A 13,395-nucleotide genomic window follows, 5' to 3' on the forward strand; every position below is an offset into this window, starting at 1 on the left:
AGGCCGCCAGGCTCCCAAAGGTCCCTCCGGGTCGCATGCCGCGGTCCGGGCGGGTCACCTGCCTGCTTTCCTGTTGTTCCTCCTCCTGCGCTTGCGCGTCTCGCCGTTCCGTTTTTCCTCCGGCGGCACGGGTTGAGGAGACAGGGGTTGAGGAGACGCGGGTTGAGCCGGTGCGGATTCCGGGGGCGCGTCCTTGTCCGCGGCGCGCCCCCATGGCAGGAGGCCGCCGAGCCGGGCCGTCAGCCTCTCCTTGTAGATGCCGACGACGATCAGCAGCATGGCCAGGACGACGGTCAGCACCCACACCAGGGGGCCTGCCGTCACGACGGCGGCGAGTTGTTGCTGCCGGAACTTGCGCGCCAGGACATCCACCACGACGCCACCGTCTTCGAGCAGGTCCGGATCGCCGAGACCGATGACACGTTCTCCCCTCCCCTGCGCGATGGCATGACCGTCGGACGACGGCGTCGTCGCCGTGACGGCGAAGACCGGATACCGGAGAACGAGAGACGAGGCCGGGTCAAGGCCGAGGTACACCTCGAGCGAGCCCTTGCGGGTCAGCCATTCTCGCTGCTCGTTCGACAACCAGCCCAGGCTCTCCTTCGCGAGGTCGGCCTCGCGGAGACTGAAGTAGCCCTGGGGTTGCACGAGCGGCGTGACGGTGATCCGGTGCGAGACCGTGGGCGGCCACACGCTGGGCAGGGGTATCTCGGCGGTCGTCGTCTGCCGGGTGAACTGCAACTCGACACGATCGAGGGCGTCCGGACGAACGAACGACCGCTCCAGCCCCCAGTTGCTCCGGCCGAGCTCCGACGTGAGGGCGTCGGCCAGGACTTCGGCGTCCGACGCGAGCGCGAAGGTGAGGCGCTCTGTCCCGCTCCAGGTGACGCAGTCCAGTTCGCACGAGAAGACCCCTGAATATCGGGCGTCCAGTGCGATCGCCGGCGACGGCGCGGCGTGGATACCCTGATCGCCGTAAGAGGCCCAGATCAGGGCCGCCACTCCTCCCAGCAAGCCGATCAGGGGCGCCAAGCGCGCAGCCCACCTGCCCAGACGGCGCGAGCGTGTGCCCGTGCGCGAACGCGTGCCCGTGCCCGAGCCCGAGCCCGAACGCGTGCCCGAGCCCGAGCCCGAACGCGTGCCCGTGCCCGAGCCCGAACGCGTGCCCGTGGGTGTGTCTTCGGAGCTTTCCTCGCGCACGCCGGGGCCCCTCTCCTTCATGGTGCGATGACCCTCGATCCCTGATCGCTCCCGGTTCCCGCGCCGCCGCACACCGATCCGCGTCCTCGCCGCCCATCGCCGAGCCGCGCCTCGCTTCGCCTCGCCTCGCCTCGCCTCGCCTCGCGACAAGAGTGCGCGGCCGCTCCCATCACGTACAGACTCTCGATCGCCGACTCATGCGCACGCAACATACGGCTGTGTCCGGCATACGTCGACACCTCGCCTTGACCGCCGGGCTTCCCCACCTCGCGCCCGCCCGCTCGCCGGACTCTCCGATGTCAAACTTCCTCGGACGTTTCTCGGACGTCAGAAAGGCGGATCATCGGCTGTGGGATCGGGAGGCGGTCTGCCGGGCGGCTCGTGAGGCCGCCGCCCCGGCCCAGCCGCCGAATCGATTGGCCCCTCTGCTGCCCGTTCGACGTACGCCGGTTCCAACCAGATGGGGCTGCCCTCCCAACGTGAGAGCAGATACACCGACGCATCAAGGGCGATCTCATCGGTGACGGTGAAATCGTCGATGCCCGTCTGGACGTTCGAGGTGTCCTGCCAGGTCGAGACCTGCGGCGGGAAGGGTTCGATGATCGGTGGAGTGCGTGCCGGATAACGATGCCCGGTCCGGCTGACCCAGATCACCTGACCCGGCTCCGGCTGGACGACCCGCCAGCCGTGATCACGTAGATCGTGATCATGGGAGCAGGCCGCTTCGAGATTGCGCGCGGTGGTGAGCCCGCCATGGCTGTATTGATCGATGTGATCGAGTTCCGACCTGCTCGCGGGCGCGCGGCAACCGGGAGCCGTGCACACTCGGTCGCGGATCTGCACCCACCGCCGTAGTCCAGCAGTGGCGAAACGCCGCCGCGCCTCAGCACCACCGCCGACGTCGGCATCACGACCGACATCGGCACCGGCAGAGCCCGGCGCCTCTACTACCGGTACGCGTGCGGCGTCCAACTGCCGGACGACATCGGTGACGACAGCCGCCCAGCCTTCGAGCCCGGGCAGGTCGGCCTGCCATTCGCGCAACTGGGCCAGCGGGATCTGCAACTCCACGATCCCGTTGCGACTCGACGGTCCGCCCCCACTGCCTGACCTGCCTGGTTCACCAGGCCGACCCGGTGGACGGGGCCAACCTGCGGGGCGGCGCCGGGTTATCCCGGCGTACAGAAGCCCGCCGTCGTCGTCACATACGGCGAAACGCCACTCCCCGCAGATCTGCCGTTTCACCAAGCGGCGAGCCAGGTGAGCGGGGATCGGTCCCCATCCGGCCAGCTCACCAGGGAAGTCGTCCAAGTGGAAGAGCGTAGAGACCCGGACCCGCACCTCCCCCACCGCACCGACCCGGGACGTGCCGACTAGGGACGTGACGCCCGCCCCATCGCAAGGTCCACCGCCATCGGGACCCGGGGCGTCGCCCACGGGACCAGAGTCGCCGTCGGTATCAGGGTCACCGTCGGTATCGGGGTCACCGTCGGTATCGGGGTCGACATCGCCATCAGAACTGGGGTCGGGACTGGGATCGACGTCGGCGTCGGCGCTTTCGGCATCAGCATGGGCGTGGGCGGAGGTCCCGGCGGAAAGCTGGTCGTCGTAGTCGTCCTCATCGCCTTGGGCGGCCTCCTTGGCGGCATGAAGCAGCGCCGCGATGATCTCATCGTCGTCCAGGCCGGACAGCTCCCCATCGAGCAGACCGAGGAACACGTCGGCCCGGATGTGGTCGATCGGGCTGCCCAGGCCCGCCCGCTTGGCCTTCTGCGCGATCGCGTTCACCCGGCAGATCGCCGCAGCCGCCTGATCCACCGGCAACTGCTGCCCGGTGATGGTCACCGTCCCGTCGTCGTGACGCGTGCCCTCCACCCGGCGCCGCTGCACGGCACGCTCATACCTGCGTCGCGCCCACTCCGGATCGGCGGCCAGCAACAGTCGTTTGATCTTGTCCTTCAATTGGCTGGTCGTCCACCCGCCGGCCTTCGGCAACAGTGCAGCGACCACCGCGTCCGCCACCTGATCGGGCGCATCCTCCAGCCAGTCGCAGAAGACTCTGGCCCGCGCCTTGTCGATCCGTCCGGACGAAAGCGCATCACGCACCGGGCGAAATCGGGTCGCCAGGAAATATGAAAACCAATATTCGTACTCTGCCGCACGACGCGTCAGAGTAAGTGCTGCGCGGACCTCGTCAGCCGAATACTTATCCGGCGTGGCCATTTTCTCCATATCACCCGGCGACGGCTGGTACAGCCCCACCTCGGCCATCACCTCGGCCTTCCGGGCCTGAACGTAGCTCTCCAGCTGCGCATACGCCTGCAACACGAGCACGGCGTCATAGCCGCTCAACCGGCCCAGGTCCAGCCCATGCAAAACGGCAGCCGACTCCGGTCCGGGCACCGTTTCAGCCAGACCGGAGGGAATCAACTGCCGCTCAACAAACACCCCACGAAATTATCAACCGCCACCGACAAAAACTCCCCGCCCGACAGCGCCCTTCGAAAGAATGACCATTAGAAATATCGCCGAATATGCCAGAAAATCGGGCTACCAGACACGAGGCGCGCAAGCCAGCACCCCAGGTAGCCATGGATTCGGACGCCAGGGGCTGACATGGAGCCTGGCTCGAGGCTCTGCACGCCATAGGGCCTGGGCATGAGGCTCTGCACACCCGGGCCGGGGAGTGGACCTGCACGGCATGGGGGCTGGGCCGTGGAATGCATGCCGTGGGACGGGGTGTGCTCGCCTTCGGGCTCAGGGCGTGCGCGTGCCTGTCTGGCCGGATGCTCAGTGAGCACACTGAGATGCCGGGCACGTGGTCGCCAGTCAAGCGAGCGACAAGGCACACCGCACCGCAGCCGCACCCCAGCGCGTCACAGCCACAACCCAGCGCGACACACCGCAGCCGCGACGCACCGCGGCCTCTGCAGCCACAGCCGCAGCGGACCCGCACCTCGATCCCCGAGAGCCACGCACCGCCGGGAGAAATCTGACCAAACCACCAATATCGCCCCGTCCTGGAACTCCATTTCGGACGATCTTTGGGGTTGAATCGAAGGCGGCAGAGCTGATCGACGACGACGTCCCCCACCTCGTCGAGGACCTCTCTCCCCGACCGGTGTGACAGACGACGAGCGGCTCGACACGGAACAGGAGCGATGAAGCGATGAGCAGACCACTGGGCGTCCAGCTCTACACCGTCAGGGAACGGCTCGCGGCCGACCGCGGCGGCGTGCTGAGCCGGATCGCCGAGATCGGCTACGACGCGGTCGAACCGTTCGACCCGACCGAGGACCCGAAGGGCTTCCGGCAGATCACTGACGACCTGGGGCTGGCCGTGCCGTGCACGCACGCCTACGCTCTGCTCGCGCAGGAGTCGGCGGCCGTGCTCGACGCGATCGCCACCATCGGCGCCGAGATGGTCGTCATCCCGGGCGGCATCGCGCACGAGGAGTTCACCACCCGGGACGGCCTGGCCCGCACCGCCGACCTGCTGAGCGGCCTGGCCGAGCATGCGAAGCCGTACGGCATGCGGCTCGGGTACCACAACCACTGGTGGGAGATCGAGCCGCGCGTCGACGGCCGGCACGCCCTGGAGGTGCTGGCCGAGATGCTCCCCCCGGAGGTCTTCCTGGAGGTCGACACGTACTGGGCCGCCGTGGGCGGCGCCGACGTGCCCGGCCTGCTCGGCCGTCTCGGCGACCGGGTCGCGGCGCTGCACGTCAAGGACGGCCCCGGCGTCAAGGACGAGCCGCACACCGCCGTGGGCGCCGGCGTGATGCCGGTGCCCGAGATCCTCGCCGCCCGGCCGGACGCCTGGCGGATCGTCGAGCTCGACAGCTGCGCGACCGACATCGTCGACGCCCTGGCCGCGAGCCACACCTACCTGAGCGCGCTGGAGGCGGACCCCACCTACCTGACCGCGCTGGAGGCGGACCCCTCCTACCTGACCACGCTGGAGGCGGAGTGAAGAGCGGGCCGGTGGGCGTCGCCGTCGTCGGCGCCGGAGTGATCAGCAGCCACTACCTCCGCCATCTCACAGATTTCCCCGACACCCGCGTGCTGGGCGTCGCCGACCTCGACACGGGCCGGGCCGCCGCCGCGGCCCGCGAGTACGACGTGCCGGTGTCCGGCGACGTGGACACCGTCCTCGCGCTCCCCGAGGTGGAGATCGTCGTCAACCTCACCGTCCCCGCCGCCCACGCCTCCGTCGCGATGGCGGCCCTGCGAGCGGGCAAGCACGTGTACGGCGAGAAGCCGCTGACGCTCGACCTCGCCGAGGGCGAGAAGCTGCTGGCCGAGGCGAACGCCCGGGGGCTCCGCGTCGGCAACGCGCCCGACACCTTCCTGGGTGCGGGCATCCAGTCGGCCGTCCGCGCGCTGCGCGCCGGCGTCATCGGCACGCCGATCGCCGCGACCACGATGATGCAGAACCTGGGTCCCGAGTCGTGGCATCCGAGCCCCGAGTTCCTCTACCAGCGCGGCGCGGGGCCGCTGTTCGACATCGGGCCCTACTACCTGACCGCGCTGGTCGCGCTGCTCGGCCCCGCCTCCCAGGTCGCGGCCACCACCCGGCGGACCGGGACGCATCGCGTGATCGGCTCGGGGCCCAAGGCGGGCACGAGCTTCGAGGTGGAGGTGCCGACCCACGTCACCGCGCTGATCGACTTCGCCGAAGGTCCCACGGCCTCGTCGACCTTCAGTTTCGACTCCCCCTTACGCCGGACGATGATCGAGATCACCGGCACCGAGGGCACCTTGTCGGTGCCCGACCCCAACACCTTCGTGGGCCCGCTGCTCGTTCGAGGCGCCCGCGACGACGAATGGCGTGAGCTGCCGGTCGAGGGAACCACCGCCGGCCGGGGGCTGGGCGTGCTCGACATGGCGCGCGCCCTCCGTGCCGGCACGCCGCACCGGGCTTCGGGGGCGCTCGCGCTCCACGTCCTGGAGACGATGACGGCGATCATCGAATCCGCGGAGCGTGGCGAGTTCCGGCCCGTCCGCACCGAGGTCCTTCCGACGGACTCGCTGCCGGAAACGTGGGATCCGTACGCGCCGACACTCGGCTGATCGGCCGGAACACCGGACGGTCAGCTCAGTACGGCGTCCAGGAGCAGGGTGCCGGCGCCGAGCAGCGCGGCGTCGGGACCCGAGCGCGTCACGGCGATCTCAAGGTCACGGGTGGCGAGGGGCAGGCATCGCTCGTACACCGCGGCACGGATGGCCGAGATGAGCGGCTCCGCCTTCGACAGGCTGCCCCCGACCACGATCGCGTCGGGGTTGATGAAGTTCACCAGGACGGTGAGCACCTCGCCGATGAGGCGGCCGGCGTTCATCACCAGGGCGGTCGCCTCCGGTATGCCGTCGTCGACCATGGCGACGATGTCGGAGGGCCGCTCCACGGCGATCCCCTGCTCGGCGAGAACGCTCATCAGCGCGGCGCCGCTCGCGTACGCCTCGAGGCAGTCGAGGTGGCCGCACGAGCACGTGACCGACGAATCCGTCCTGACGCGGACGTGGCTGATGTCGCCGGCCGCGCCTCGCCCCCGGTGCAGAACCCCGTTGACGATCACGCCGCAGCCGATGCCGCTGCCGGCCTTCAGCACCATCACGGTCTCGCAGCCCGGCCAGGCGCGGGCCTCTCCGACGGCCAGCAGGTTGGCGTCGTTCTCGACGAGCACCGGCAGGTCGAAGTGCGCGCCGAGGTGCTCGGCCACGGGGAAGTTGTTCCACCCGGGCATGCGTGAGGGTGACACGACGCGGCCGCTGGCGGGGTCGACGGGCCCGGGGAGTCCGGCGGCGATCCCGCGCAGGGGGACGCCGGCCGGTCCGTGGGCCGCCAGCAGGGCGTCGAACGAGGCCGCTATCCAGTTCAGCGTCGCCTCGGGCCCCAGGGCTATGTCGCAGGGAAGCTCCTCGACGACCAGTGGAGTGCCGCTGAGGTCGAGCAGCCCGAGCCTCGCGTGGCGTCCTCCGAGGTCGGCCACCGCCAGCAGACCGGCGGTGGGGCTGACGCGCAGCCGTCTCGGCCGCCGCCCGCCGCGTGAACTGGCCGATCCCTCTTCGACGAGGAGACCGCTCCCGATGAGCTCCTCGACGCGCAGGGAGACGCTCGACGCCGCCAGGCCGGAGAGACGGGCCAACTCGGCTCGTGACTCGGCATGACCGCCGGCGATGAGCCGCAGGAGATCGCCTTGCGCACCTCGCACCAGCAATCTCTCTTTGCCTGACATGGACAGAGGAATACCACGGGTTAACTTTGTACGGCAACACGTTGACCTACGCCGGAATCATCCATTACGGTCCGCTTTATCTTCGATTTCGAAAGAAGATGGCGATGATTCGAGTTCAAGGGCTCAACAAGTGGTTCGGTGATCACCACGTGTTGCGCGACATCGATCTCCACGTGGCCCAAGGTGAGGTCGTCGTGGTGATCGGCCCGTCGGGGTCCGGCAAGTCCACACTGTGCCGCTGCCTCAACCGGTTGGAGTCGGCCGGTTCGGGCGAGATCCTGATCGACGGCGTGCCCGCCCCTGTGGAAGGCCGCGACCTGGCCCGCCTCAGGGCCGACGTCGGCATGGTCTTCCAGTCGTTCAACCTCTTCCAGCACAAGACCGTGCTGGACAACATCATGCTCGCGCCCATGAAGGTGCGCGGCGCCAGCCGTGCCGAAGCGGAGAAGACCGCCCGGGACCTGCTGGCCCGCGTCGGGATCGCCGAGCAGGCCGGCAAGATGCCCGCGCAGCTTTCCGGCGGGCAGCAGCAGCGGGCGGCCATCGCCAGGGCACTCGCCATGAGGCCCAAGGTGATGCTCTTCGACGAGCCGACCTCGGCCCTCGACCCCGAGATGGTCGGCGAGGTCCTCGACGTCATGGTCCAGCTCGCGGCCGACGGCATGACGATGGTCGTCGTCACCCACGAGATGGGCTTCGCCCGCAGAGCCGCCGACCGGGTCGTGTTCATGGACGACGGCCAGATCGTGGAGACGGCGGAGCCCAACGCGTTCTTCGAATCTCCCACGACGGACCGGGCCAGGAACTTCCTGGCCAAGGTACTCACTCACTGATCGCAAAGGATGGTGGGCCCGATGGTGTCCATTAGGCGGGTGGCCGCTGTCGCCGCCGTGTCGATGGTCGGCCTTTCGGCGGCCTGTTCCGGAACGGATTCCACGAGCTCGGCCGTGCCGGGCCAGCCCAAGGACAACAGCGTGATCGCGCAGGCTCCGGTGGCCGCGGCCGCCGACATCCTGCCCGGCTCGACGATGGAGAAGATCAAGCAGCGCGGCGAGCTGATCGTCGGCGGTTCGCTCGACGCGCCGCTGCTGTCCCAGCAGAACCCGACGACCGGCGAGGTCGAGGGCTTCGACGCGGACATGGGCAAGGCCCTGGCGAAGTACATCATCGGCCAGCCCAAGGTGAAGATCGTCAACGCGGCGTCCGAGACGCGTGAGGCGCTGCTCAGCAACGGCACCGTCGACGTCGTCTTCCAGACGTACACGATCACTCCGGAGCGGGCCGAGCAGGTCGCCTTCGCCGGGCCGTACTACTCCTCGGGCCTCACCATCGCGGTGAAGAAGGGCACGACGGGGATCGCCAAGCCCGAGGACCTGAACGGCAAGACCGTCATCGCCGGTGCGAACACCCCCGCCATCCCGGCCATCAAGCAGATCGCGCCGCAGGCGAACATCGTGACGTTCGGCAGCGACCCCGAGTGCGTCCAGGCGCTCAAGCAGGACCGCGGCGTCGCCTACGTCCAGGACGAGACCCTCCTCGTCGCCGACGCGCAGAAGGACCCGTCGATCCAGGTCGTCGGCTCGCCGTTCACGACCGACCCGTACGGCATCGGCCTGAAGCACGGCGACGACCAGTTCAAGAAGTTCGTCAACGACTGGCTCACGAAGATCCAGGGCCAGGGCGTCTGGCAGCAGATCTGGAAGGGCTCCCTCGGCACGGTCGTGCAGGGTGAGGCCCCGACCCCGCCGCAGATCGGATCGGTCCCGGGTTCCTGATGTCCCCGTTACTCGATCACCTGCCCGAGTTCTGGCAGGGGCTGATCGTGACCCTCCAGCTGACCGCGGCGTCGTTCGCCGGCGCCGCGGTCATGGGTCTGGTGATCGCCGCCATGCGGGTCAGCCCGGTCCCCGTTCTGCGCGGGATCGGGACGGCCTACGTGGAGACCCTGCAGAACCTGCCCCTCCTCGTCCTGCTGGTGCTCGCGGTCTTCGGTCTGCCGGAGATCGGCCTGCAGGCCGGCCTGCAGGCCACGGCCACCATCGTCATCGCGCTCTATGAGGGCGCCTACATCGCCGAGGCCCTGCGCTCCGGCGTCAACGCGGTCTCCTCAGGTCAGGGCGAGGCGGCGCGTGCGCTCGGCCTGAACTTCTCCCAGTCCCTGCGCCACGTGGTGCTGCCCCAGGCGTTGCGGACGGTCATCCAGCCGATCGGGAACATCTTCATCGCCCTGACGATGAACACCTCGCTCGCGGCCGCGGTCGGCGTCGTCGAACTGACGGCGGCCGCCAACCGGGTCAATCTCCTGGAGGCCCAGCCCATTCCGATCTTCGTGGGCGCCGGCCTGGCCTACGCCCTCATCGCGGCCTGCGCCGGCTTCGTGACCGGGCGGCTCGAACGTCGACTGGCGGTGGTCCGGTGAGCAACCTGCTGTTCGACGAGCCCGGCCCGCGGGCTCGCCGCAGGATCAGGATCGCGACCATCGCGGGAGCGGTCGTCGTGCTCGGCCTGGTGGCCCTTGCCGTACGGCAGTTCGCCGACAACGGCCAGCTCACGGCCGACCGCTGGCAGCCGTACGCGACCTGGCCGATGTGGCGCTACCTGCTCGGCGGGCTGTGGTCCACCGTGCTCGCGGCGGTCGTGTCGGCCGCGCTCTCGATGGCGGGGGGCCTGGCGCTCGCACTCGGACGGCTGTCGCGGCGGCGGTGGGTCCGGATGCCGTCGGCGGCCTACGTGGAGGCCGTGCGGACGATCCCCGTGCTGGTGCTGGTCTACGTCGTGCTGTTCGCGCTGCCCCGGTACGGCCTCGACCTGCCGCTGTTCTGGAAGCTCGTGGTGCCGCTGACCGTCTCGAACGCCTCGTTGTTCGCGGAGGTCTTCCGGGCGGGAATCCTGTCCATCGAGCGAGGCCAGAGCGAGGCCGGGCTCGCGGTCGGGCTGACGCACGGGCAGACCATGCGCCTGATCGTGCTGCCGCAGGCGGCCCGGCGCGTACTGCCCTCGATCGTCAGCCAGTCGGTCGGGCTGCTGAAGGACACCTCGCTCGGCTTCGTCGTCAGCTACGCCGAGCTGCTCTACAGCGGCAAGGTGCTGGCGAACTACAACGGCCTGCTCATCCAGACCTACATCGTCGTCGCGCTGGTCTACCTGGTGGTCAACGCGTCGCTGTCCAAACTGGCCCGCACTCTCGAGGCGCGCCAGCCGCGAAGGAGGACCGCCAGTGCCTGAGCCCGTGTCTGAATACGTTCCACTCGCCGAGGTCGTGCGTTCGGGGTTCGTGGAGAGCGTGCACTTCGGCAGCGCCGTCGCGCTCACGCCCGACGGCCGCACCGCCGTCGCGCGCGGCCGGGTCGCCGCGCCGGTGTTGCCCCGCTCGTCCGCAAAGCCGTTCCAGGCGCTCGCCTGCCTCCTGTCCGGCGCCGACCTGCACGGCCCGCGCCTGGCGATCGCGGCCGGAAGCCACACGGGTGAGGACTCGCACGTACGGCTGGTCGCCGAGATGCTGGCCGAGGCCGGGCTCGGATTCGACGCCCTGGGCTGCCCCGCCGACTGGCCGGAGGACGAGGCCACCCGGCACGCGCTGATCCGGGACGGCCTGGGGGCCTCCCGCGAGCGGATGAACTGCTCGGGCAAGCACGCGGCGATGCTGGCCGCGGCGGCGGTGAACGGCTGGGCCGTCGACTCCTATCTCGACGCCGGCCATCCCGTGCAGCGGCGGGTCCGCGACGTCGTCGAGGAGTTGTCGGGAGAGAAGGCGGCCCACGTCGCCGTCGACGGCTGCGGCGCGCCGCTGTTCGGCATCTCGCTGGAGGGGCTGGCGCGAGCCGTACAGGGCCTGGTGCTCGCCGCGCCGGGCACGGCGCCGCGCGCGGTCGCCGACGCGATGCGCGAGCACCCCGAGTACGTCGGCGGGACCGGCCATGTGAACACCACGCTGATGCAGGCCCTTCCGGGCGCGGTGGCGAAGGGCGGGGCCGAAGGGGTGCTCGTCGTCGCCCTCGCCTCAGGGCACGCGGCGGCGGTCAAGGTCATCGACGGGAGCCCGCGGGCCACGACCGCCATCGCTCTGGCGACGCTGCGGGCGGCGGGCGGCGACGTCGCGCCGGCCGCGGAGTTCGCCACTGTTCCTGTGCTGGGCGGGGGATCCCCGGTCGGCGAGATCCACGCTTTGGGGGAATCATGAGTCTCACGTACGAGATCTGCATCGACAGCACGGCGGGCGCGCTCGCGGCCGAACGCGCCGGCGCGCACCGGGTCGAGCTCTGCTCGGCGCTCTTCGACGGTGGTCTGACCCCGACCCTCGGCGCGGTGGAGGCGACCCTCGCGGCGGTCTCGTCGATCCGGGTCCACGTCATCATCCGGCCCCGGGGCGGCGACTTCGTCTTCGACGAGTACGAGATCGCCGCCATGGAGCGCGACGTGGCCACAGTGCGGGAGGCCGGAGCGCACGGCGTGGTTATCGGCGCGCTCACTCCGTCCGGCGAGGTGGACACCGACGTCGCCAAGCGGCTCATCGCGGCGGCCGAAGGGCTCTCCGTCACCTTCCACCGCGCCTTCGACATGGCCGCCGACCCGTTCGCCGCGCTGGAGACGCTGGCGGAGCTGGGCGTCGACCGGGTGCTCACCTCGGGGCAGGACAGCTCGGCCCTCGAAGGAGCGCCGCTGATCGCGTCACTGGTCGAGCGGGCCGGCGACCGCCTGATCATCATGCCCGGGGGCGGCATCACGCCCCGCAACGTGGGCCGCGTGGTCGAGTCCACCGGGGCGAAGGAGATCCACTTCGCCGCCCTGGTCGACGAGGAGAGCCCCGCCGTCCACCGCAACCCGTACCCGTTCATGGGCGGGGAGCTGCGCAGGCCCGAGTACGTCCGCCAGGTCACCTCGCCCGGGCTGGTGTCCCAGGTGATCGCCGCGTCAGCGCGCTAGCCGTCCGCACCGGGTCACGTCGCAGGCTCCGCTTCGCGGACGCCGGCCTTGCGATCCGCGCGCCAGGCGTACAGGACGTGGATGAGCCCGCCCGCACCTGGGAGCGCGGTCGCGAGGAGCACTCCAAGGGCGGCGTAGTCGAGGAAACCGGTCGGGGGGTCGTCGCCGGGAATCGTGAGAGCCACCGTCACCGCCGTCACCGCCGCGATGCCGAGCAGGGTGAGGCAGTAAGCCAGGTATTGCCGCAGCGGCCGGGTCCTCCGGAGTTCCCTCAAGAGGAACAGGACGATCGGAGCGGTCAGCAGCCGAATCCCACTGGCGGCGTACCCGAGGGCGGCAAGCGGGTGGGCGACCGCGTAACCCCCGACCGCCGCGATCCCGGCGTTCCAGACGTGCGCGGGAGGGTCGGAGACGTCCCTGAGCCAGATTCCCCCGCCGAACATCACAGCGAGGCCGGCGACCGTGAGGGCGTACCGACTCCACGGCCGCGCTCCCGACATTTCGTTCACGACGCCAATCATCGCGGCTGTACGTCCCTGCGATAGCGGGACAGACTCACCGGGTGGTGTCGATCCCGCCGGAGGCCGTTCGTCTAGAGGGTGGGAGGCCGGACGACCCCACGTTCGGCCACGAACGAAAGGAACACCCGATGCCGCAGTACCTTCTCAGTGTGATCGAGCCCGACGGAGACGTGCCCGGGCCCGAGGTCCTGGAGCCGATCGCGCGGAACCTCGACGCTCTGCACCAGGAGATGAGGGCCGCCGGCGTGTGGGTCTTCACCGGCGGTCTGCACTCGCCGAGCACCGCGACCGTGCTGCGGGTCAAGGACGGCTCCGTGCTCATGACCGACGGCCCGTACGCCGAGGGCAAGGAACACCTCGGAGGGTTCACGATCATCTCGGCACCCGACCTCGACGCGGCGCTCGAGTGGGGCGGCAGGCTCGCTCAGGCGATCGGCCTCCTCCCGATCGAGGTGCGGCCGTTCCGGGACGAGGCCTGAGGCGCGAAAACCGGAGTTCACGCGGCGCCGGTCAGG

Annotated in this window: 14 protein-coding genes; 10 read left to right on the forward strand and 4 right to left on the reverse strand. The window is 69.9% G+C overall.

Translation table 11 applies throughout. The features are described from left to right. Positions 1 to 54: 54 nt before the first annotated feature. On the reverse strand, positions 55 to 1,032 hold the full coding sequence (locus Pph01_RS12205) for a hypothetical protein (protein ID WP_204073164.1): 978 nt from the start codon (positions 1,030 to 1,032) through the stop codon (positions 55 to 57). A 40-nt stretch (positions 1,033 to 1,072) separates the two neighbouring features. Between Pph01_RS12205 and Pph01_RS12210 the strand changes: the two genes are divergently transcribed. Then, positions 1,073 to 1,231: a hypothetical protein gene (locus tag Pph01_RS12210; RefSeq protein WP_204073165.1), complete on the forward strand. Its 159-nt coding sequence runs from the start codon at positions 1,073 to 1,075 to the stop codon at positions 1,229 to 1,231. A gap of 296 nt (positions 1,232 to 1,527) precedes the next feature. Here the strand turns inward: Pph01_RS12210 and Pph01_RS12215 are convergent, their stop codons facing one another. Further along, on the reverse strand, positions 1,528 to 3,648 hold the full coding sequence (locus Pph01_RS12215; RefSeq protein ID WP_204073166.1) for an HNH endonuclease signature motif containing protein: 2,121 nt from the start codon (positions 3,646 to 3,648) through the stop codon (positions 1,528 to 1,530). A gap of 721 nt (positions 3,649 to 4,369) precedes the next feature. Here Pph01_RS12215 and Pph01_RS12220 point away from each other — a divergent pair. Then, positions 4,370 to 5,173 carry a sugar phosphate isomerase/epimerase family protein gene (locus tag Pph01_RS12220; protein WP_204073167.1) on the forward strand — a complete coding sequence of 268 codons (804 nt, stop codon included), beginning with the start codon at positions 4,370 to 4,372 and terminating at the stop codon, positions 5,171 to 5,173. Further along, complete coding sequence (locus tag Pph01_RS12225; protein ID WP_204073168.1) at positions 5,170 to 6,273, forward strand: Gfo/Idh/MocA family protein; 1,104 nt, start codon at positions 5,170 to 5,172, stop codon at positions 6,271 to 6,273. Before Pph01_RS12220 ends, Pph01_RS12225 begins: the two co-directional genes overlap by 4 nt. A gap of 20 nt (positions 6,274 to 6,293) precedes the next feature. Here Pph01_RS12225 and Pph01_RS12230 read toward each other — a convergent pair whose 3' ends face one another. Continuing rightward, the gene (locus tag Pph01_RS12230; protein ID WP_204073169.1) at positions 6,294 to 7,412 is read right to left on the reverse strand and encodes an ROK family transcriptional regulator; all 1,119 of its coding nucleotides are present in this window, start codon (positions 7,410 to 7,412) and stop codon (positions 6,294 to 6,296) included. Between the two features lie 128 nt (positions 7,413 to 7,540). Between Pph01_RS12230 and Pph01_RS12235 the strand changes: the two genes are divergently transcribed. From Pph01_RS12235 to Pph01_RS12260, 6 genes are read left to right on the forward strand one after another with little or no spacing between them, the layout of a single operon-like run. Continuing rightward, positions 7,541 to 8,269, forward strand: a complete 729-nt coding sequence (locus tag Pph01_RS12235) for an amino acid ABC transporter ATP-binding protein (RefSeq protein ID WP_204073170.1) — start codon at positions 7,541 to 7,543, stop codon at positions 8,267 to 8,269. Positions 8,270 to 8,290: 21 nt separating this feature from the next. Then, entirely contained in the window at positions 8,291 to 9,211 is a 921-nt protein-coding gene (locus Pph01_RS12240) for a glutamate ABC transporter substrate-binding protein (RefSeq protein ID WP_204073171.1), read from the forward strand. Next, positions 9,211 to 9,855 (forward strand): amino acid ABC transporter permease, encoded by a 645-nt coding sequence (locus Pph01_RS12245; RefSeq protein ID WP_204073172.1) that lies wholly within the window; start codon positions 9,211 to 9,213, stop codon positions 9,853 to 9,855. The genes Pph01_RS12240 and Pph01_RS12245 overlap by 1 nt, the downstream gene beginning before the upstream one ends. After that, the gene (locus tag Pph01_RS12250; RefSeq protein ID WP_204073173.1) at positions 9,852 to 10,661 is read left to right on the forward strand and encodes an amino acid ABC transporter permease; all 810 of its coding nucleotides are present in this window, start codon (positions 9,852 to 9,854) and stop codon (positions 10,659 to 10,661) included. The genes Pph01_RS12245 and Pph01_RS12250 overlap by 4 nt, the downstream gene beginning before the upstream one ends. After that, a complete protein-coding gene (locus tag Pph01_RS12255; RefSeq protein ID WP_204073174.1) occupies positions 10,654 to 11,616 on the forward strand; it encodes an asparaginase in 963 nt (320 codons plus the stop codon). Before Pph01_RS12250 ends, Pph01_RS12255 begins: the two co-directional genes overlap by 8 nt. Further along, the gene (locus tag Pph01_RS12260; RefSeq protein WP_204073175.1) at positions 11,613 to 12,359 is read left to right on the forward strand and encodes a copper homeostasis protein CutC; all 747 of its coding nucleotides are present in this window, start codon (positions 11,613 to 11,615) and stop codon (positions 12,357 to 12,359) included. The genes Pph01_RS12255 and Pph01_RS12260 overlap by 4 nt, the downstream gene beginning before the upstream one ends. A gap of 14 nt (positions 12,360 to 12,373) precedes the next feature. On the opposite strand, the gene Pph01_RS12265 is transcribed toward Pph01_RS12260, so the two are convergent. Further along, positions 12,374 to 12,868 carry a hypothetical protein gene (locus Pph01_RS12265; protein ID WP_204073176.1) on the reverse strand — a complete coding sequence of 165 codons (495 nt, stop codon included), beginning with the start codon at positions 12,866 to 12,868 and terminating at the stop codon, positions 12,374 to 12,376. 140 nt (positions 12,869 to 13,008) lie between these two features. Here Pph01_RS12265 and Pph01_RS12270 point away from each other — a divergent pair, with 140 nt between their 5' ends. Next, positions 13,009 to 13,359 (forward strand): YciI family protein, encoded by a 351-nt coding sequence (locus tag Pph01_RS12270; protein WP_204073177.1) that lies wholly within the window; start codon positions 13,009 to 13,011, stop codon positions 13,357 to 13,359. Positions 13,360 to 13,395: the final 36 nt, after the last annotated feature.

The sequence above is a fragment of the Planotetraspora phitsanulokensis genome, from assembly GCF_016863295.1.
Taxonomy (GTDB): Bacteria; Actinomycetota; Actinomycetes; order Streptosporangiales; family Streptosporangiaceae; genus Planotetraspora; species Planotetraspora phitsanulokensis.

Bases quoted from the DNA above. Each gene is read 5' to 3' on its own strand.
- Pph01_RS12270 (WP_204073177.1), top strand. From the start codon at position 13,009: ATGCCGCAGTACCTTCTCAGTGTGATCGAGCCCGACGGAGACGTGCCC.
- Pph01_RS12240 (WP_204073171.1), top strand. From the start codon at position 8,291: ATGGTGTCCATTAGGCGGGTGGCCGCTGTCGCCGCCGTGTCGATGGTC.
- Pph01_RS12235 (WP_204073170.1), top strand. From the start codon at position 7,541: ATGATTCGAGTTCAAGGGCTCAACAAGTGGTTCGGTGATCACCACGTG.
- Pph01_RS12260 (WP_204073175.1), top strand. From the start codon at position 11,613: ATGAGTCTCACGTACGAGATCTGCATCGACAGCACGGCGGGCGCGCTC.
- Pph01_RS12245 (WP_204073172.1), top strand. From the start codon at position 9,211: ATGTCCCCGTTACTCGATCACCTGCCCGAGTTCTGGCAGGGGCTGATC.
- Pph01_RS12220 (WP_204073167.1), top strand. From the start codon at position 4,370: ATGAGCAGACCACTGGGCGTCCAGCTCTACACCGTCAGGGAACGGCTC.